Source organism: Acidimicrobiales bacterium (assembly GCA_035546775.1).
Taxonomy (GTDB): Bacteria; Actinomycetota; Acidimicrobiia; order Acidimicrobiales; family JACCXE01; genus JACCXE01.
The window spans coordinates 1-17,647 of sequence record DASZWD010000062.1 but is presented as its reverse complement, the minus strand read 5'-3'; the positions used below and the strand labels follow the sequence as shown (position 1 = coordinate 17,647).

At 68.9% G+C, this 17,647-nt stretch carries 23 protein-coding genes; 8 read left to right on the top strand and 15 right to left on the bottom strand.

The genetic code is table 11. The annotated features are described in order from the left end of the window. Position 1 precedes the first annotated feature (1 nt). The gene (locus tag VHC63_16165) at positions 2–1,009 is read left to right on the top strand and encodes a hypothetical protein (protein HVV38143.1); all 1,008 of its coding nucleotides are present in this window, start codon (positions 2–4) and stop codon (positions 1,007–1,009) included. A 412-nt stretch (positions 1,010–1,421) separates the two neighbouring features. Here VHC63_16165 and VHC63_16160 read toward each other — a convergent pair whose 3' ends face one another. From VHC63_16160 to VHC63_16145, 4 genes are read right to left on the bottom strand one after another with little or no spacing between them, the layout of a single operon-like run. After that, the gene (locus VHC63_16160) at positions 1,422–1,832 is read right to left on the bottom strand and encodes a hypothetical protein (GenBank protein HVV38142.1); all 411 of its coding nucleotides are present in this window, start codon (positions 1,830–1,832) and stop codon (positions 1,422–1,424) included. A gap of 23 nt (positions 1,833–1,855) precedes the next feature. Then, a complete protein-coding gene (locus VHC63_16155; GenBank protein HVV38141.1) occupies positions 1,856–2,479 on the bottom strand; it encodes a class I SAM-dependent methyltransferase in 624 nt (207 codons plus the stop codon). Beyond that, complete coding sequence (locus tag VHC63_16150; protein ID HVV38140.1) at positions 2,472–2,930, bottom strand: GtrA family protein; 459 nt, start codon at positions 2,928–2,930, stop codon at positions 2,472–2,474. The genes VHC63_16155 and VHC63_16150 overlap by 8 nt, the downstream gene beginning before the upstream one ends. Positions 2,931–2,934: 4 nt before the next feature. Continuing rightward, positions 2,935–4,098 (bottom strand): glycoside hydrolase family 1 protein, encoded by a 1,164-nt coding sequence (locus tag VHC63_16145; GenBank protein ID HVV38139.1) that lies wholly within the window; start codon positions 4,096–4,098, stop codon positions 2,935–2,937. On the opposite strand from VHC63_16145, the gene VHC63_16140 reads away from it, so the two are divergent. Continuing rightward, positions 4,048–5,172, top strand: coding sequence for a PQQ-dependent sugar dehydrogenase (locus VHC63_16140; GenBank protein ID HVV38138.1), 1,125 nt, complete (start codon positions 4,048–4,050; stop codon positions 5,170–5,172). The genes VHC63_16145 and VHC63_16140 overlap by 51 nt on opposite strands. A gap of 23 nt (positions 5,173–5,195) precedes the next feature. Beyond that, positions 5,196–6,098: an acyl-CoA thioesterase II gene (locus VHC63_16135; GenBank protein ID HVV38137.1), complete on the top strand. Its 903-nt coding sequence runs from the start codon at positions 5,196–5,198 to the stop codon at positions 6,096–6,098. On the opposite strand, the gene VHC63_16130 is transcribed toward VHC63_16135, so the two are convergent. Beyond that, positions 6,088–6,426: a hypothetical protein gene (locus tag VHC63_16130; protein ID HVV38136.1), complete on the bottom strand. Its 339-nt coding sequence runs from the start codon at positions 6,424–6,426 to the stop codon at positions 6,088–6,090. The two genes, VHC63_16135 and VHC63_16130, sit on opposite strands and share 11 nt — an antisense overlap. Between VHC63_16130 and VHC63_16125 the strand changes: the two genes are divergently transcribed. After that, entirely contained in the window at positions 6,386–7,402 is a 1,017-nt protein-coding gene (locus VHC63_16125) for a PQQ-dependent sugar dehydrogenase (protein ID HVV38135.1), read from the top strand. The two genes, VHC63_16130 and VHC63_16125, sit on opposite strands and share 41 nt — an antisense overlap. Further along, on the top strand, positions 7,399–8,346 hold the full coding sequence (locus tag VHC63_16120) for a lytic transglycosylase domain-containing protein (protein ID HVV38134.1): 948 nt from the start codon (positions 7,399–7,401) through the stop codon (positions 8,344–8,346). The genes VHC63_16125 and VHC63_16120 overlap by 4 nt, the downstream gene beginning before the upstream one ends. Here the strand turns inward: VHC63_16120 and VHC63_16115 are convergent. From VHC63_16115 to VHC63_16105, 3 genes are all read right to left on the bottom strand, one after another. Continuing rightward, positions 8,327–8,554, bottom strand: coding sequence for a hypothetical protein (locus tag VHC63_16115; GenBank protein ID HVV38133.1), 228 nt, complete (start codon positions 8,552–8,554; stop codon positions 8,327–8,329). The genes VHC63_16120 and VHC63_16115 overlap by 20 nt on opposite strands. Before the next feature lie 134 nt (positions 8,555–8,688). After that, positions 8,689–9,960: a citrate synthase gene (locus VHC63_16110; protein HVV38132.1), complete on the bottom strand. Its 1,272-nt coding sequence runs from the start codon at positions 9,958–9,960 to the stop codon at positions 8,689–8,691. Between the two features lie 11 nt (positions 9,961–9,971). Then, positions 9,972–10,253, bottom strand: coding sequence for a metalloregulator ArsR/SmtB family transcription factor (locus VHC63_16105; GenBank protein ID HVV38131.1), 282 nt, complete (start codon positions 10,251–10,253; stop codon positions 9,972–9,974). Positions 10,254–10,284: 31 nt separating this feature from the next. On the opposite strand from VHC63_16105, the gene VHC63_16100 reads away from it, so the two are divergent. Genes VHC63_16100 through VHC63_16090 form a run of 3 tightly spaced genes read left to right on the top strand, consistent with a single transcriptional unit; the run spans position 10,285 to position 11,695 of the window. Beyond that, a complete protein-coding gene (locus tag VHC63_16100; GenBank protein HVV38130.1) occupies positions 10,285–10,638 on the top strand; it encodes an ArsI/CadI family heavy metal resistance metalloenzyme in 354 nt (117 codons plus the stop codon). Further along, positions 10,629–11,297, top strand: coding sequence for an MIP/aquaporin family protein (locus VHC63_16095; GenBank protein HVV38129.1), 669 nt, complete (start codon positions 10,629–10,631; stop codon positions 11,295–11,297). The genes VHC63_16100 and VHC63_16095 overlap by 10 nt, the downstream gene beginning before the upstream one ends. Further along, positions 11,294–11,695 carry an arsenate reductase ArsC gene (locus tag VHC63_16090; protein ID HVV38128.1) on the top strand — a complete coding sequence of 134 codons (402 nt, stop codon included), beginning with the start codon at positions 11,294–11,296 and terminating at the stop codon, positions 11,693–11,695. The genes VHC63_16095 and VHC63_16090 overlap by 4 nt, the downstream gene beginning before the upstream one ends. Here the strand turns inward: VHC63_16090 and VHC63_16085 are convergent. From VHC63_16085 to VHC63_16055, 7 genes are all read right to left on the bottom strand, one after another. Next, on the bottom strand, positions 11,670–12,347 hold the full coding sequence (locus VHC63_16085) for a cytochrome c biogenesis protein CcdA (protein ID HVV38127.1): 678 nt from the start codon (positions 12,345–12,347) through the stop codon (positions 11,670–11,672). The two genes, VHC63_16090 and VHC63_16085, sit on opposite strands and share 26 nt — an antisense overlap. Positions 12,348–12,360: 13 nt before the next feature. Further along, the gene (locus tag VHC63_16080) at positions 12,361–13,368 is read right to left on the bottom strand and encodes a redoxin family protein (GenBank protein ID HVV38126.1); all 1,008 of its coding nucleotides are present in this window, start codon (positions 13,366–13,368) and stop codon (positions 12,361–12,363) included. Next, positions 13,369–13,824 carry a GNAT family N-acetyltransferase gene (locus VHC63_16075; protein HVV38125.1) on the bottom strand — a complete coding sequence of 152 codons (456 nt, stop codon included), beginning with the start codon at positions 13,822–13,824 and terminating at the stop codon, positions 13,369–13,371. It lies immediately after the preceding gene. Positions 13,825–14,051: 227 nt separating this feature from the next. Further along, on the bottom strand, positions 14,052–15,617 hold the full coding sequence (locus tag VHC63_16070; protein HVV38124.1) for a glycoside hydrolase family 36 protein: 1,566 nt from the start codon (positions 15,615–15,617) through the stop codon (positions 14,052–14,054). 114 nt (positions 15,618–15,731) lie between these two features. Beyond that, entirely contained in the window at positions 15,732–15,887 is a 156-nt protein-coding gene (locus VHC63_16065) for a hypothetical protein (protein ID HVV38123.1), read from the bottom strand. A 41-nt stretch (positions 15,888–15,928) separates the two neighbouring features. Beyond that, on the bottom strand, positions 15,929–16,747 hold the full coding sequence (locus tag VHC63_16060) for a DNA-formamidopyrimidine glycosylase family protein (GenBank protein HVV38122.1): 819 nt from the start codon (positions 16,745–16,747) through the stop codon (positions 15,929–15,931). Next, positions 16,740–17,647 (bottom strand): DEAD/DEAH box helicase (locus tag VHC63_16055; GenBank protein HVV38121.1); only part of this gene is annotated, 908 nt, incomplete at its 5' end. The genes VHC63_16060 and VHC63_16055, both read right to left, overlap by 8 nt.

Below are 17,647 nucleotides of genomic sequence, written 5' to 3'. Positions count from 1 at the left end.
CGTGCTTACTCCGGCCGAACGTAAGCAGACGATCGCGTCCATCGCTGAACTGCAACTTCCGAACGGGATGATCGAGTGGTTCCCCGGCGGCCACGCCGACCCGTGGAACCACGTGGAGGCGGCGATGGCACTCGCCATCGGCGGCTACCGCGACCAAGCCGACGCCGCCTACCACTGGCTCGCCGGCCTGCAGCACGACGACGGGTCGTGGTGCTCGTACTACCTCGCCGGCGACGTCGTCGAGGACCCGCGCCGCGACACCAACGTGTCGCTGTATGTCGCCACGGGCCTGTGGCATCACCTGCGCATCTTCGAGGACCGCGCCTTCATCGCGGAGATGTTCCCGATGCTCGAGGCCGCCGTCGAGTTCGCGTTGTCGCTTCAAGAACCCTCCGGCGTGCTGTTGTGGTCGCTCGAGCCGCCCGCGTACGGGCTGCTGACGGGTTCGTCGAGCGCCGCCTTCTCGCTGCGCTGCGCCATCGCGCTGGCCGACGCCCTCGGCATCGAGCGGCCGCACTGGCGCAAGTCGGCGGGCATGCTCGCCCACGCCGTCGCCAACCGCCCACACGCCTTCGAGCCGAAAGAGCCCTGGGCGATGGACTGGTACTACCCCGTGCTGTGCGGCGCGGTGCACGGCGTCGCGGGTCGCGCCCGCCTGCTCGAGCGCTGGGAGGAGTTCACGCCGGAGAAGCGCGGCGTGCGCTGCGTGTCGGACTCGGCGTGGATCACCGCCGCCGAGACCGCCGAGTGCTCGCTGGCGCATCTCGCCGTCGGCGAACGCGCCAAGGCCGAGTGGTTGCTCGACACCACCCGCGGCCATCGCGACAGCGACGGCTCGTACTGGACCGGTATCGCCGTCGAGCCGACGGAGGTGTTTTTCCCCGACGGTGAACGCTCGTCGTACACCGCGGCGGCCATCGTCCTCGCCGACGACGCCCTCCGCGAGGAATCGCCCGCCTGGGACATCTTCGTCGGCGACGAGTTGCTCCCGCCTTTCAGCTGCGCGTAGCGGCGGCGCTGCGCCGGCGCGGCCGCCGGATCGCCGCCGGTGACCGCTCCACTCACCCACGCCGGGCGACCACGCCGCCCACCCCCCCACCCCGGGCGACCACCCCGCCCATCGCTGTGCAAGCGAAAGCGCTCCACTTCTTGGGGCGCTGGTGTGCTGGTCGCGGTGTCTGTCCGTCGCCCGCAACCGCCGAGGCCTGCCATCGCTTTCGCTTGCACAGCGACGTGACTCTGTACCGGCACCTTCAGGCGCGCCATCGGCGGCCGCGGCCCGCGCGTGACCACGGCGCTTTCGCTTGCACAGCGACACGACTCACTGCACCCGCCGCCGAGCAGTGCCGTTGGCGGCGGCGGCCGGGCCCGCGGGTTGCCAGGAGCGGCTTTCGCTTGCACAGCGATGGAACGGGCGGTGTCTAGAGGTGCGGTGACTCGGCGGTCACGGTCGGCGCGGCGACCGGCGGCGACCCGGCGACCGGCGGCGACCCGGCGACCAGCGGCGACCCGGCGGGCGCGTAGTTGTCCGGCCGCGAGTACGGCTGCGTGGGGTCGGCGATGTAGCGGTTGACGCGCACGCGCATGTAGTACGCCGTCGACGCCGGGATCTCGCCAGCGGCGTAGCGGCCGCGTCCGGCCCGGCGGATCTGACCGCGGTTCACCGCGGTGCGCGCCAGGTCGGATACGAGCTTGTTGGCGTTCGGGCCGAGCTTGAGCCCCCAGCCCGTCAACGCGGCGACGAGTTCGGGGATCGTCAGCGGCGCCGGCGCCGCCCGCAGCGTCACGCAGATGGCGGCGCGGATACGGTCGGCACGGCGGTAGTCACGCATCCGCCGATTGTGGCGAAGCGGTGTTACGCCTTGCGGAGCACGCGCAAGCTGCCGGTAGCGCTGACGTCGACGAAGCCGTCGTTGTCGACGGCGTGGCGGTACAGCTCGTAGGGCGGGCGCCCGCCGTCGGCCGGGTTCGGGAACACGTCGTGGATGGCCAGCCACCCGCCGGACGCCAGGTGCGGCGTCCAGCCCTTGTAGTCGGCCCACGCCGGCTCGTCGCCGTGGCCGCCGTCGATGAACAGCAACGACAGCGGGGTGCGCCACACGGAAGCGATCGTCGGCGAGTCGCCGACGACGCCGACCACGACGTCTTCGAGGCGCGCATCGGCGAGCGTGCGACGGAAGAACGGCAGGGTATCCATGCGCCCGGTCAGCGGATCGTCGAGGTCGGTGTCGTGGTGCTCCCACCCGGCCTGGTTCTCCTCCGAGCCGCGATGGTGGTCGACGGTGAACAGCACGCTGCCGCCGGCGCGCACCGCCGCACCGAGGTAGATCGACGACAACCCGCAGTACGTACCGATCTCGACGAGCGGGCCGAGCCCGCTGCGGGCGGCGACGAGGCCCGCCTCGTGCAACGCGTTGCCCTCGTCGACCGGCATGAAACCCTTGGTGCGCGCCGCAACCGCCCGTAACGCGTCATCCATGCTCGACGCCGAACATGAACTTGTTGAACGCCAGGAACTTGCCGATCCACAGGATCCCGAAAGAACCGAGGTTGGCGGCGTTCACCAACAGCGAGCGCATCAGGTGCGTGTCGATGTGCGCCTTGCCGTAGTGGTCGGCGAACGCGACGCACACGGTCGAGAAGCCGATACCGATGAAGTTCATCGTCCAGAAGGGCACGACTTCCTTCCACAGGTGGCTCTTGCCCGACTTGCCCCACGCCCAGCGCCGGTTCAGGTAGTAGCTGGGCACGCCGCCGATGGTGCAGGCGATGAGGTTCGCCGGCACCGGGGCGACGTGGAACAACTGCAACGCCAGCAGCGCAATCTGCGTGATCACCACGGCGATGATCGAGACCATCGTGTACTTGATCGCCTTCTGCCCGCTCGGACTCTTCGCGCGGGCGCGTAGGTCGGCGATCGTCGTTGCCATCAGCTCATCGTACCGCCGAGGCGATCTCACCCAACCAGTAGGCCGACGGCTTCGGGTGGCGCTCGAAGGTGTGGCGGTTGACGGCGACGAGTCCGAACGTAGGCCGGTACCCCAGCGCCCACTCGAAGTTGTCCAGCAACGACCAGTACAGGTAGCCGCGCACGTCGATGCCGTCGGCGAGGCAGCGCTTCACGCCTTCGAGGGCGCGGGTGACGTAGTCGATGCGCTGCGCGTCGTCGTCGGTGCCGATGCCGTTCTCGGTCACGATGACGGGCACGCCGTCGGTCACGGCGTAGGCGCGCCGGATGCAGGCTTCGAGCGCTTCGGGCCACACCTCGTAGCCCATCTGGGTGCGCGGCACCCCGTCTTCGGGCGCGACGTTGCCTTCCGGACCGAAGCGCGCCCGGGTGTAGCACTGCACGCCGAGGAAGTCGTCGCCGCGTACGGCTTCGAGGAAGACGTCTTCGAGGTTGCGCTGCACGCGGTCGCGGTACGCCTCGCCGCCGGGCAGCGCCTGGTTGTCCTGCATCGCCAGAGTGAGACCAACGGGGACGCCCGGCGCGGCGGCGTGGATGGCGTCGACGGCCTTGCGGTGGGCGTCGACGAACACGTCGTTGACGGCGCGCCGCAGCGCCGGATCGCGCCGGCCGGGCGGGAAGCCTCCGGTCAGGTAGCCGTGGGTCGCCACCATGTTCGGCTCGTTAATCGTGCAGGCGTAGGCCATGAGGTCGGCGAGGTGCTCGGCGGCGCGGTGGCAGAACACGGCGAAGCGGTCGGCCGTCGTCGGCTCCTCCCAGCCGCCGTGGTGGGCGACCCAGCGCGGCGTCGTGAAGTGATGGAACGTGACGATCGGCGTGATGCCGCGCTGGCGGCACGCTTCGGCAACGCGACGGTAGTGGTCGATCGCGGCGCGCGACCACAGCCCGTCCTCGGGCTCGACGCGACTCCACTCCAGCGAAAAGCGATAGGCATTGAATCCGAACCCGGCGAGGAGGTCGAGGTCATGCTCGAACAGTTCCCAGTGGTTGCACGCATCGCCCGACGGCTCGGCGCAGCCCGAGTCCGGGTTGCACTCCCACGCCCACCAGTCGTTGTTCCAGTTGCCGCCTTCGACCTGATGGGCCGCGGTGGCCGTGCCCCACAGGAAGCCGTCGGGAAACGCCGTCATGGAGCCGTACGGTATTCGGCCCTCGCCGTCGCGGTCGTCGCCGCGCTGGCGTATTCGGCGCCCCCGGCAAACGCCGCCATCGGCGTCAAGGTCAAGCTGGCCTTCACGCTGACCGAGCCGATCGCCGTGGCGCTGCGCACCGGCGACAAGAAGTCGCTCTACGTCGCGCAGAAGAACGGCATCGTGAAGAAGGTGACGCTCGGCAAGCCGATCAGTGTGTCGGGCACGAACGTCATCGACCTCAGCGACCGGGTGCGCGACAACGGCGAGCAGGGTCTGCTCGGCATCGCCTTTAACGCCGCCGGGACGAAGCTGTACGCCTACTGGAGCAACAGCAATCACGACAACGGCGTCTACGAGTACCCCTTCGCCAACGGCGTGGCCGACAAGTCACAGCAGCGCACCGTGGTTGCGATCCCGCACCCGACCTACACCAACCACAACGGGGGCAACATCGCCTTCGGACCCGACGGCTTGCTCTACATCGGCACCGGCGACGGCGGCGGCTCCGGCGACCCCAACGGCAACGGCCAGAACCCGACGTCGCTGTTGGGCAAGCTGCTGCGCATCGACGCCGGCAACCCGGCGGCGACGGTGCAGATCGTCGACCTCGGCCTGCGCAACCCGTGGCGGTGGTCCTTCGACAAGGCGGCGCCCCATGATCTCTGGATCGCCGACGTGGGCCAGGACACCTACGAAGAAATCGACCACGTGGCGGCGAATACCACCGGCGCGAACTTCGGCTGGAACCAGCGCGAGGGCCTCCACCCCTACAACGGCGGCGCCAAGCCCGCCAACAACGTCGACCCCGTGTTCGAGTACACCCACGCCGACGGCAGCTGCTCGATCACCGGCGGCTACGTCTACCGCGGCAAGAAGATCGCCGGTCTCGCCGGCAGCTTCGTGTACGCCGACTACTGCCTCGGGAACCTGTTCGCCTTCAACGGGACAACGGCGACGCCGCTCAACGTCCACGTGGACAGCCCGGTCTCCTTCGCCCAGGACACCAACGGCGAGCTGTGGGTGCTGTCGCAGAACGGCGGCGTGTACCGGCTGCTGAAGAAGAAGGCGTAGCGGCTCCCTCCTACGATGGGGCAATGGAACCGACGGATCAGCCGGCGCTCGACGATCTCATCGACCTGCTCGACCTCGAACGCATCGAGGTCAACATCTTCCGCGGCCAGTCACCCGACGAGAACCGCCAGCGCGTTTTCGGCGGCCAGGTGGCGGGCCAGGCGCTGGTGGCGGCGGGCCGCACCGTGCAGGAGTCGATCCGGCCCGGTGATCCCGAACGACCGGTGCATTCGCTGCACGCCTACTTCCTGCGGCCCGGTGACCCGACCACACCGATCATCTACGAGGTCGACCGCATCCGCGACGGGCGCAGCTTCACCACGCGGCGCGTCAACGCCATCCAGCACGGTCACGCCATCTTCACGCTGATCGCGTCGTTCCAGGTGGTCGAGGACGGCATCGACCACGCCATGGCGATCCCCGACGACCTGCCCGAACCCGAAGGGCTGCCCGACTTCAAGACGCGCATGGAGCCCTACAAGGAGCAGATGGGCGACTGGTACACGCGCCCGCGCCCGATCGACCTGCGCTTCATCACCAACCCGCCCGACGTCGAGACCCGCGACGACGACCGCGACCCGGCCGACGCCGTGCAGCGTCTGTGGTTCCGCGCCGACGGCAAGCTCCCCGACGACCCGCTGCTGCACGACTGCGTCGTCACCTACGCGTCCGACATGACGCTCATGGACTCGATCTTCAACGCCCACCGCATGAAGTGGGAGGACGGCAACATCATGGGTGCCTCGCTCGACCACGCCATGTGGTTCCACCGGCCGTTCCGGGCCGACGAGTGGTTGCTCTACGACCAGTTCTCGCCCTCCGCGTCGGGCGCGCGTGGCCTCGCCGAAGGGCGCATCTTCACTCAGGACGGGCGACTAGCCGTGTCGGTCGTCCAAGAAGGCCTGGTGCGGGTCATCACGCGATGAAGTTCGGCAAGGCGCTGGCGGCGGCGCTCACCGTCGCCTTGCTCGGCGCAGCGTGCAGCGGCCACGACCACAAGGTGGCGACCCGCCGCGGCCCGTCGACGACGAAGCGAACGACGACGACCTGTTGCGTCGACGACGCCAGCACCACGACCACCAGCACCGCCGCGGCAGCCACCACGAGTACTGCGCACAAGTCGTCGACGAGTACCGCCGCGTGCTGCGCGACGGCGACGACGACCGCCAGCGGGGGCGGCACCACGACGGTGCCCAAGTTCGCGGCGGTGAAGATGGCGACGCTGACGCGTCCGATCGCACTGGCGGTGCGCACCGGCGACGCCAACACCGTCTACATCGCGCAGAAGGGCGGCATCGTCACGCGCCTGCGGGTGGGCGCGTCCTCGGCGACGGTCGACCCGCTGGACATCCTGAACATCACCGACCGCGTCTCGACGAGCGACGAGCAAGGTCTCCTCGGCCTGGCGTTCTCGCAGGACGGGGCGACGATGTATGTCGACTACACCGACGTCAACGGCGACACGCAAATCGTCGCCTATCCCTACAGCGGCGGGCACGCCAACGCGAGCGGCGGCCACACGATCCTGGCGATCCCGCACCCGCAATACGCCAACCACAACGCCGGCGAGTTGACCATTGGTTCCGACGGCTACCTGTACATCGGCACCGGTGACGGCGGTGGCGCCGGCGATCCGTTCGGCAACGCCCAGAACCTCGGCTCGCTGCGGGGCAAGATCCTGCGCATCGCGCCGAACCCGAACGGTGGCTATTCGGTGCCCGCCGACAACCCGTTCGTGCACACGACCGGCGCCAAGGGCGAGATCTGGCAGTACGGCCTGCGCAACCCGTGGCGCTGGAGCTTCGACCGCAAGACGGGTGAGCAGTGGATCGGCGACGTCGGCCAGAACCTGTATGAGGAAGTCGACCACGTCGGCTCCGGCGCGCGGGGCGTCAACTTCGGCTGGAACCAGCGCGAGGCGAAGCACCCCTTCAACGGCGGAGCGATGCCGCCGGGCGCCGTCGACCCCGAGCTCGAAGTCCCTCACACCAACGGGTCGTGCGCCATCGTCGGCGGCTACGTGTACCGCGGCGCCCGCATCCCGGGCCTCGTCGGTACGTACCTGTTCACCGACAACTGCCGAGGCACGCTCGTGGCCGACATCGGCGGTGTCGCCCGGGACGCGCCCGTGAGCGTCGCGCAACCCAGTAGCTTTGGGGAGGACGCGAGCGGGGAGTTGTGGGTGTTGTCGTTGACCGGTCCGGTATTCAGGTTGGGGCCCGTTTCGTGAAACGTCGAGCAGTTGGGGCTGTCTTCGTCGCGAGTTCGTTGCTGGCCGGTTACCACCCGAGCGCCAAACCCGTGCCGGTGACCCACGTGGCGGCGCGGGTGCAGACGGCTACCACGACCACCGTCGCCGCCCCGTCGACCACCGTGGCGCCCACGACCACGACGACCCTGGCGCCCCCGCCCGACTTCTCCGGCACCACATCCGCCGACGCCGTCACCACGGCCAAGGCCGTCGCGGCCGCCGAGTACGCCACGCTTGACCCGGCCACCCCGCTCGACGTCGTGCACAACGCCGGCTGGGCGCTCGAGCTCGGGTATCGCCGCATCGGCGCCCTCGACCCGTCGTTCGAGGCCGCGGTCAGCGCCGCACTGCCCGACGACCTCCGCCAGCCGCTGGCGCTGAACGTGGCGGCGACGCGCGAGTTGCTGTCGCTCGGCCATTCGCACGCCACGGCGCCGCCCGCCGCGTGGCACATCGCGCCGGTCGCGGGCGCCGACGAGTTGCTCGGCTACTACCACCAGGCCTCCGCCGCCACCGGCGTGCCGTGGGAGGTCCTCGCCGCCATCCACCTCGTCGAAACCAAACTCGGCCGGGTCGTGGGCGACTCGTCGGCGGGTGCGCAGGGACCGATGCAGTTCCTGCCGGCCACGTGGGCCGCCTACGGCAACGGGGGCGACATCCACTCGAACCGCGACGCCATCATGGGCGCGGCGCGGTATCTGGCGGCCAACGGGGCGCCCGTGCGCCTCGACGACGCGCTGCACCACTACAACCCGACGCCGAAGTACGTGAACGCGGTGAAGGACTACGCCCAGCGGCTCAGCCTCAACCCCAACGCCTACCGCGGCTACCACGAGTGGCAGGTGATCTTCCGCACCGCGACGGGCAACCTGCTGCTGCCCGAAGGCTGGCCGGCGGTGCCCGCTACTCCGCTGGCCCTCTGAGGCGCCAGCGCTCGAAGTCGTCGCCGATCTTGGCGGTGGCCGTCTTCAGGCGGTTCGCCCGCGTGCGCTCCGTGAACTCGCCGGCGCCGTAGAGCACCAGCCATTCGTCCTGCGACATCTCGGGCGGCGGCTGGCGCCAGTCGTACACGTAGGACTCCGCCAGCAGCGGCTCGACGGTGGCGGCGTCGAGGCGAGACACGTTCAGCACGCACGCCCGTCCGCTCTCTGCCGTGCGCCGGGCCGCGTCGATGTTCGTCTCGAAGGCCACCCCGCCCCACCCGGCGGCGCGCAGCGAGTGACTCGCCTGGCGCGCCCCGTGGTCGTCGGCAACGACGACGCAGATCAGCGCTGGTTCAGCGGGACGTAGTCGCGCGGTTCGGGGCCGATGTAGAGCTGGCGCGGGCGGGCGATCTTCGAGTCCTGCTCGAGCATCTCTTCCCAGTGCGTGAGCCAACCCGTCGTACGCGGGATGGCGAAGAGCACGGTGAACATCTCGAGCGGGAAGCCCATCGCCTGGTAGATGAGTCCGGAATAGAAGTCGACGTTCGGGTACAGCTTGCGGCTCGTGAAGTACTCGTCGGCGAGGGCGGCCTCTTCGAGTTTCAAGGCGATGTCGAGCAGCGGGTTCTTGCCGGTGATAGCGAACACGTCGTCGGCCGCCTTCTTGATGATGCGGCTGCGCGGGTCGAAGTTCTTGTAAACGCGGTGGCCGAAGCCCTGGAGGCGCCCGCCGGAGCCTTCCTTCACCGACTTGATAAACGCCGGCACGTTGTCGACCGAACCGATGTCCATCAGCATGCGGATGACCTGCTCGTTGGCCCCGCCGTGGCGCGGTCCGTACAGCGCCGCCGCCGCCGCCGAGCAGGCGATGTACGGATCTGCATGCGACGAACCGACGACGCGCATCGCCGTGGTGCCGCAGTTCTGCTCGTGGTCGGCGTGGAGGATGAACAGCAGGTCGAGCGCCTTGGCGATCGTCGGATCGCTGTAGGGGTACTTCTCGTCGGGGCTGAACATCATGTTGAGGAAGTTCGCCGCAAACGGAAGGTTGTTGTCGGGATACACGAAGGGCATGCCGACCGAGAACCGGTGGCAGCACGCCGCCAGGGTCGGCATCTTGGCGATGAGGCGGGTGATCTGCTTGTCGCGCGAGCTCTTGCGCCCGATCTCCTTGGCCTTCGGATAGAAGGTCGACATCGCGGCGACGGCCGACACGAACATCCCCATCGGGTGGGCGTCGTAGTGGAAGCCCTCCATGAAGCGCTTGCGCATGTTCTCGTGGATGTAGGTGTGGTGCGTGATCTCGTGCACCCATTCGTCGTACTGCGCGGGCGTGGGCAGCTCGCCGTTACGCAACAGGTAGGCGACTTCGAGATACGTCGAGTGCTCGGCCAGCTGCTCGATCGGATAGCCCCGATAGCGCAGGATGCCGGCGTCGCCGTCGAGCTCGGTGATCGAGCTTTCGCAGGCGGCGGTGACCATGAACGCCGGGTCGTAGAAGAACACGTCGGGAAGCGCTTTGCGCCAATCGGCGGAGTCCACGCCGCCGTTGGCGATAGGGATCTCGAACGACTCGCCAGTCCGGTTGTCAGTGATCGTGATCGACTCAGCCACGATGGTTCACCTTACTCGGGCAGTGCGCCTTTCAATTTGGCGAGCGCTCCGGGAACGACGCGCCAGTACACCCACCGGCCCTGGCGCTCGCCCTCGATGAGGCCGGCTTCGGCGAGGACTTTGGTGTGGTGGCTGATCGTCGGCTGCGACTTGCCCACGGGCGCTTCGAGATCACACGAGCAGCACGACCCGTCGGACTTGGCGATGCAGCGGTAGATCTCCAGACGAACGGGGTCGCCGAGTGCGGCGAACGCCGCGGCCGTTGTATTGACATCCGTCGATCTTTTCGACATATTGATCATTGTAAATCCAACGGAGGTAGCCATGTCACGGGTCCAGCTCGCGCTCAACGTTTCCAACATCGACGAGGCCGTCGCCTTCTATTCGGATCTGTTCAAGACCGAGCCGAACAAGGTGAAGCCGGGCTACGCCAACTTCGCCGTCGCCGACCCGCCACTCAAGCTCGTGCTGATCGAGAACGCCGCCGACGCCGGTTCGCTCAATCACCTCGGCATCGAGGTCGAGTCGGTCGACGACGTGCCCCAAGGCGGCGAGCGCACCACGTGCTGCTACGCCGTGCAGGACAAAGTGTGGGTCGAGGGCCCGGACAACCGGCCGTGGGAGATCTACGCCGTGGTCGAGGACGCCGAGGTGATGACGGACTGCAGTTGCTGCTGAGGCGCGGCGTCGCCGAAGGGCTCGGCACGTTCTTTCTCGTCGCCATCGTCGTGGGCTCGGGCATCGCCGCGCAGCGTTTGTCGCCGGGCAACGTCGGGCTCGAACTGCTGGAGAACTCGACCGCCACCGGTGCAGGTTTGGCAGCGCTGATCATCGTGTTCGGGCCGATCTCGGGCGCCCACTTCAACCCCGTCGTCACGCTGTTGTCGCTGGTCGACCGCTCGCTGACCTGGGTCGACGGCGCGGTCCACGTCGGCGCGCAACTTGTCGGCGCCGTCGCCGGCGCCGTGGCGGCCAACCTCATGTTCCAACTGCCGGCGGCGACGCTGTCGACCCACACTCGCTCGGCGGGTGCCTTGTGGTTCGCCGAAGTCGTCGCCACCTTCGGCCTCCTCCTCGTGGTCATCTCGCTGCCGTACGCGGCGTCGAAGGCGTACGCGCCCTTCGCCGTGGGCGGCTACATCGCGGCGGCGTACTGGTTCACGTCGTCCACGTCGTTCGCCAACCCGGCGGTCACCGTGGGCCGAATGTTCACCGACACCTTTGCCGGCATCCGCCCGTCGTCGGCCCCCGGCTTCGTCGTCGCCCAACTCGTGGGCGGCGTCCTGGCGATCGTCGTCGGGCGCTACCTGTTCGCCCGGGAGCCGGTGACCACGTGAAGCCCACCGTGTTGTTCCTGTGCATCCACAACGCCGGTCGGTCCCAGATGGCACTCGGATGGTTCGAGCATCTGGCGGCGGGCCGTGCCAACGCCTACTCCGGCGGCACCGAACCGGCGGCGCAGGTCAATCCCGCGGCTGTCGCCGCGATGCGCGAGGTCGGCATCGACATCGCGACGAAGACGCCGCGCCGCTGGACGGAATCGGACCTGCACGAGGCTGATGTCGTCGTCACCATGGGTTGCGGCGACACGTGCCCGTACGTGGCCGGCACGCGCTATGAAGACTGGCCCCTCGACGACCCCGCCGGTCAGCCCGTCGAGTTCGTGCGGCGCGTGCGCGACGAGATCCGCGCACGTGTCGAGGCGTTGCTCATAGACCTCCTACCGACGGAGTGAACCGGGCCAGGTAGCTGGTGAGGTGGTCGTACCAACCGGTGGTGAGTAGCACGCCGAGAACAAGCAGCAGGGCGCCGGCGACGCGCTGGAGCGGCGGGGCGATACGGCGCAGCCAGGCGTTGAAGTTGTCAGACGACGCGAGTCCGAGTGAGGCAATGAGGAAAGGCACGCCGATGCCGAGGGCGTAGGCGCCGAGCAACGTGCCGCCCTTGACCGGATTCGTCGACGACGCAGCCACCACCAGTGCGGCGCCCAGCAGCGGACCGACGCAGGGCGACCACGCGGCCCCAAAGGCGATGCCGAGCACGACGGGGCGCGCGACGCCGAACGACTTGGGCACGGTGAGAATGGCGCGGCGCTCGCGTATGTGGATCACGTCGAGCAGGGCGAGGCCCATCACGACGACCACCACCCCCCCGACGCGTTCGAGGCCGCTGCGGAAGTGCGTGAGCGACGAACCGAGCGCGCCGGCGGCCACGCCCAGGCCGGCGAACACGATGGTGAAGCCGAGCACGAACAGCAGCGTGCCCTGCACGGCGCGCTTGGACTCCCCGGCCACCATGGCGATGTACGCCGGCAACAGCGGCACGACGCAGGGCGCCAGGAACGACGCCACCCCGGCGCCGAACAACGCGATCGCGTCGCGCAACATCGCGGCGCCGGCCTCAGTCGCCGAACGTGAAGGCGAAGGCCTGCACGCCCGCACCACCGGGGTGGAACGTCAGGATGTGATTGCCCTTCGGGCCGTGGGCGATCAGGTGATAGAGGTCGGCGGCATCAATGTCGACCACCGTCTGGCCGTCGCGCTCGACGATCGACGCGCCACGATTCTCCGCCGCGACCGGCTTGCCGTCGAGCTCGACCACCGCGTAGGTCGGGTTCTCCCGGCTGCGGTCGAGCACGAGGTTCACCTCACCGGCGTGGTAGCTGAGCTTGAGGTACTCGTGCGCGTCCTTCGACTCGATGTACTGGTCGGTCGTGCTCCAGCGGCCGGTGAGCTTCACGATGTCGTCACCGCCGCGTTCGGAGCCGAGGTACGTCTCGGGCGTGTTGGCGGCCGTGAGGCTTTCCTGGCGCTGGTTGGGGTCGGCGGCGCGCGGGGCATCCTTGGCCACGCCGAGCAGGGCGCGGATGGCGTCTTCGGCTTCCAGGTAGCCACCCTCGCCGAAGTGCACGTAGCGCAGGTCGCCGTCGCGGTCCGCCAGGTACTTCGCCGGCCAGTACTGATTGTGGAAGGCGTTCCAGATCGCCATGTCGTCGTCGAACACGACCGGATAGTTGACGTGCAGCTTCTTGACTGCAGCGGCCACGTTGTGGTGGATCTTCTCGAAGTCGAACTCGGGCGAATGCACGCCGACCACGACGAGACCGTCCGGCGCGTAGCGCGAGTACCACGACTCGATGTAGGGCAGCGTGCGCACGCAGTTGACGCAGCTGTAGGTCCAGAAGTCGTAGAGCACGACCTTGCCCTTGAGGTTGGGCGCGGCGCCGATGAAGCCGTTGCCGGCGTCGAGCGACGGCAGCGGGCCGTGCTCGATGACGGGCAAGTCCTTCGCCGAATGGATGGTGCTGACGCCACTCACGCGGTTGGGATCGGTGCCCTTGGCCACGAGGACGGCGACGAGCGCCACCAGAGCCAGGCCGATGGCCGCGAAGAGGTAGCGCCGGTTCACCTAGAGCGCGTAGCGATACAGGTTCGAGTTGCGTAATTCGAAGCCGAGCTTCTGGTAGAGCGCGTTCGCGGCCTCGCGCGACGGGCGCGACGTGAGGTCGACCGTCGCCACGCCCAGTTCCTTGGCCTTGGCCAGCGCGGTGGTCGTGAGCTTGGTGGCAGCTCCGCTACGTCGAATGGCATCGTCCACCACGACGTCTTCGATCCACGCCCGCAGACCCGTCGGGATACGAAAGGTCACCAGCGTCAACGACCCGATGATGCGACCACGCTCATCGTCTTTGGCGTCGTCGGCGTCGCGCGCCAGGAACAGGAACACATCAGGGTTGTCCACGATGGCGGCCAGCGCGTTACGGTCCGGCGCCGGATTCGAGGACGACAGCTGCGGGATCAGGCGAGCGAAGGCGGCGACGAGGTCGTCGTCGACGACCGTCGCCTCGGAAATCACGACATTCATTGGTTAAGAACCTACGGCGCCCGGGTACGCCAGCGCCTTCACCAAACCTTCATGTCGCCGTCGATTGACCGACATGCTCGATCCGTAGGGTGGTCCACATGGCATCGAGTCTCACTTCGTGGTTGCTCCAGTTGGGGAACGCGGGCGCCGCTCGCAACGCCGCTGCTGCCTGTGCCGAACGGCGCGCCGCGCAGGCGCGCACCGAAGCGCTCGTTCGGCGTTTCGCCCTAGCGGCGCCTCGCCCTGTCGTCGGCGGCCCGTCCGGTGGCGATGGTCTCGCGCAACCGCTGCGCCGCCTCGCCGGATAACAACGACAAGTCGTCCGACACCAGCACCATCCCGCCCGACTCCCCCACGGTGCGGGCCCACTCGTCGACTTGCGCGTCGCTGAGACGGGTTTGTGTCGTGCGCAGCATCAGGCAATCAGGGTCGTTGAGCCAGAAGCGACGGTGCATGAAGGCGCGCAAGCGGGTTGCGTCCTGGGCGAACTTCGTCGCGGGCTGCGTGCGCAGGTAGCCGGCGATCACTTCCGTCTCGGGCGCCGGTTCCCAGAGAGGTGCGACGTCAGGACCGATGCGGTTGCCGTCGACCACGCCCACAACGTGGGCGAGCGGCACACCGCAGCCGAGGATGAACGCGTCGTCACCGGCGCCGCGGCGGATGGCGTCGAAGCCGGCGCGGACGCGCTGGGCGGGCGTCAGTTTCGGGTCGTGCCAGATGCCGTCGAAGCTCGGGGCGAAGGTGAAATCGAGCTTCAGGTAGCTGAAGCCCATTTCCTTGAGTGCGCGCGCGAGCGCTTCGAGGTGGTCGAGCACCGCAGGATTGCTGGTGTCGAGGGCGTACATGAATCCACCCCACGCCGGGTTCACCCACGCTTTGAGCGGCTTGCCGGGGCGGAACTGCGCGATCCAATCAGGGCGGTCGCGGGCCACGTGGGAGTCGGGGGCGACGAGAAACGGCGCCAACCAGATCCCCGGGCGGTACCCGGACGCTGCGATGTCATGCGCCAGGGCGTTGAGGCCGCTCGGGAACTTGTCGTTGGTGGTCAGCCAGTCTCCGATGGCCGACTGGTAACCGTCGTCGATCTGGAACACCTCGAAAGGAAAATCCGCGGCCCGCGCCAGGTTGGCGCGGATGTCGTGCTCGGTGACCTTGTCGAAGTAGTGGTACCAGGAGCACCAGCCGACCTGGAACGGCGCGTCGACCCGAGCCTTGGCCTTGGCCCCGACCTCGTCGGCCCACCCGGCGAGCAGTCCGTCCACGTCGGTGCCGTTGACGAACACAACGGGGTCGAGTTGGAACGACTCGCCGGGGCCGAGTTCGACGCCGCCGAGAAACGCTTCGGCGTGCAGTTCGACGTCGCCCTCGACACCGTGGGTCAAGCGCAGCGTGCCGTCGTGTTTACCTGAACCGACAAACCCGACGAGCAGCTTGTGCTCGCTGTCGTCACCGATGACCGTCACCCACTCCGAGCGCAGTTCGTACTCGTTGGCGACGGTGTCGGCGTCCGCGTGGTGTGCCGCCTGGAAGAACGGGTTGTCGGCGCCGAAGGACGGGTCGCGGGCGGTGCCGAACGTGGCGACGTCAGACGCCGACCACGACTGATAGCCGTTGCGGAAGACCTGGGGCGCGCCCTTGAACCGGTGCATGTCGAAGACCAGGCGGACCGAGCGGATGCGCACCGGTACCGACGAGCGGTTGGTGACGTTCCACTCGTAGCGCGCCCCCGTGGGCGTCGGCTTGAGGCCCCACAGCACGCCCGCGCCTTCGGCGCGCAACAGGTAGTACTGCACCGGTCAGCGCCCTTCGGGCGCCGCCGTTGCAGACGGCGCTGTTCCTTCGGTTCGCTCGCGCGGCTCGCTCACGACCGCAGACTACGGCGCGGGGAGCCGGGAAGGCGGAGAGGACTAGCGAGCGACGCTCGACGCGCTGGGCGCTTCGCCCAGGACGGCGTCGAGATCGGCGAGCCAGGACTCGGCGTCTTCGGCGAGCTTCCGCGCCGCGACCCTGTGCTCTTCGGCGTCGTGATTCGCCGAGGTATGCAGTGCCGGGAACGGTGTCACATCGTGCTTATCGGCGCCGTTGGCCGGCCATTGAGCAGTTGTTACCGATCCGTGGCGAAAACGTGGGAATCGCCCACAGGGTTGATACCTGACCGCGGCCGTTGACAATTGGGGCACCAGTAGGCGGTGCGATTGTCGCGGCCCATGCGCTCGGACACGATCGCCGTGCCGCAGCGTCCGCAGGGCCGCCCGGAGCGCTTGTAGACCTCGGCCCGCGGCCGGTGATTGCCGGGCGCGACGCTCGCCTGCATGAGGCCAGCGGCCGTGCGCACCAGGGCTTCGCGCGTCGATCGGTCGACGGCGCCGACCGGCGTGCGCGGGTGCACCCGCTGCGCCCACAGCGTCTCGCAGCGCCAGATGTTGCCGAGTCCCGAGATCACCCGCTGGTCCAGCAGCGCGTCGCCCATCGGCGTGGCCGGGTCGACGGCGTCGAATCGCGCCGCCGCCGTGGCCGGGTCGAGGCCCGTGAGGATGTCGGGCCCGAGCGTGGCCAGGCCCGGGATCGTGGCGAGTTCACGGCGCGGCAGCACGCGCACCACCGGAGCGTTGAAGCACACCGCCTGTCGGTCGCCGGCCTCGAGCACCAGACGCATGGCGTCGTGGCGGTAACGCCAGCGGTCGCCGCGGCTGTAGACGTGCCACGAACCGGTTATGCGCATGTGCGAGTGCACGACCAGGTCGCCGACGGTGATCAGCAGGTGCTTGGCGCGCGCATCGACAGCGTCGACGCGCTGGCCCACGAGCTTCTCGGCGCGCTGCGCCACGGCGACGTCGCGGGCGTCGACGGCAGAGATCTCGCGGCCGACCAGCCACTCGCGCAGCGACGCGGCGGCGCGAGCAATGGTGTCGCCCTCAGGCACGGCCGTAACGGGTGAGGCCTTTGGGCGCCGCGGTGAAGCCCGCCGCGAGCAGGTGCCGTTCCATCGCATCGGGGTATTTGCCCAAAACGAGTCGCCGGAACCGTCCACCGTCGACCAACTGCGCCAGCGCCGTTGCGGCGAGGGCAAAACGCTCGTCGCGGTCGTCAGGTGCCTCGGCGTCGCCTGCGCCGACCGTGAGGTCGGTGAGCGTCTTGCCGCCCTTTTCGAGATACACGACGGGCTCGCCGCCGACGAGCACCACGAACGCGCCGGCGGCACGCTGGGGTCCGCGCACAGGCCACGGCAAGGCGATGCCGTACGGGTTCGCCGGGTCGGTGGCCGCCAACACGACGGCGCCGGGCTCACTCTCGTCCTCTGCCACGGCCGCGCTGCGCAACCGCTCGACCGCACCCGGCAGGGCGAACTGCGCCCCACCGAGGCCTTCGACGAAATAGCCACGCCGGATGCGGCCGCCCTCCTCCATCGCCTTCAGCGCGGCGTACACCGCGGCGAATCCACCGGTGACGCCTTCGGCGCGCACGGCGCCGCGCGTCACCACGCCGTAGCGCTCAAGCAGCGCGCTCGCCATCGCCGTGGCGACACGCTCCTTGCTCGGCGCGGCGTCGCCGTCGTCGTCATGGTGGGTAAGCGACCAGCGCCCAGCCGCGGTCGGGGGGCCGAGGCTGGCGAGCCGGCCCGGTCGCGGCCGGCCGCCGGCGCGGCCACCCGTGCCGGCGCGGCGCGCCGCGCTCAGCGCCCGCACCGGGCTGAACGTGTCGTTGGTGACCTCCCCCGCCCACACGAGGTCCCACAGCGCGTCGAGCGTGGCCTTGTCGCTATCGCCCCGCATGTCGGTGAAGAAGCAGGCGCCGCGACGCGCCAACAGTTCACGCAGCCGCT

Bases quoted from the DNA above. Each gene is read 5' to 3' on its own strand.
- VHC63_16160 (HVV38142.1), bottom strand. From the start codon at position 1,832: ATGCGTGACTACCGCCGTGCCGACCGTATCCGCGCCGCCATCTGCGTG.
- VHC63_16155 (HVV38141.1), bottom strand. From the start codon at position 2,479: ATGGATGACGCGTTACGGGCGGTTGCGGCGCGCACCAAGGGTTTCATG.
- VHC63_16150 (HVV38140.1), bottom strand. From the start codon at position 2,930: ATGGCAACGACGATCGCCGACCTACGCGCCCGCGCGAAGAGTCCGAGC.
- VHC63_16140 (HVV38138.1), top strand. From the start codon at position 4,048: ATGGGCCGCGGTGGCCGTGCCCCACAGGAAGCCGTCGGGAAACGCCGT.
- VHC63_16145 (HVV38139.1), bottom strand. From the start codon at position 4,098: ATGACGGCGTTTCCCGACGGCTTCCTGTGGGGCACGGCCACCGCGGCC.
- VHC63_16135 (HVV38137.1), top strand. From the start codon at position 5,196: ATGGAACCGACGGATCAGCCGGCGCTCGACGATCTCATCGACCTGCTC.
- VHC63_16125 (HVV38135.1), top strand. From the start codon at position 6,386: ATGGCGACGCTGACGCGTCCGATCGCACTGGCGGTGCGCACCGGCGAC.
- VHC63_16105 (HVV38131.1), bottom strand. From the start codon at position 10,253: ATGTCGAAAAGATCGACGGATGTCAATACAACGGCCGCGGCGTTCGCC.
- VHC63_16100 (HVV38130.1), top strand. From the start codon at position 10,285: ATGTCACGGGTCCAGCTCGCGCTCAACGTTTCCAACATCGACGAGGCC.
- VHC63_16085 (HVV38127.1), bottom strand. From the start codon at position 12,347: ATGTTGCGCGACGCGATCGCGTTGTTCGGCGCCGGGGTGGCGTCGTTC.
- VHC63_16075 (HVV38125.1), bottom strand. From the start codon at position 13,824: ATGAATGTCGTGATTTCCGAGGCGACGGTCGTCGACGACGACCTCGTC.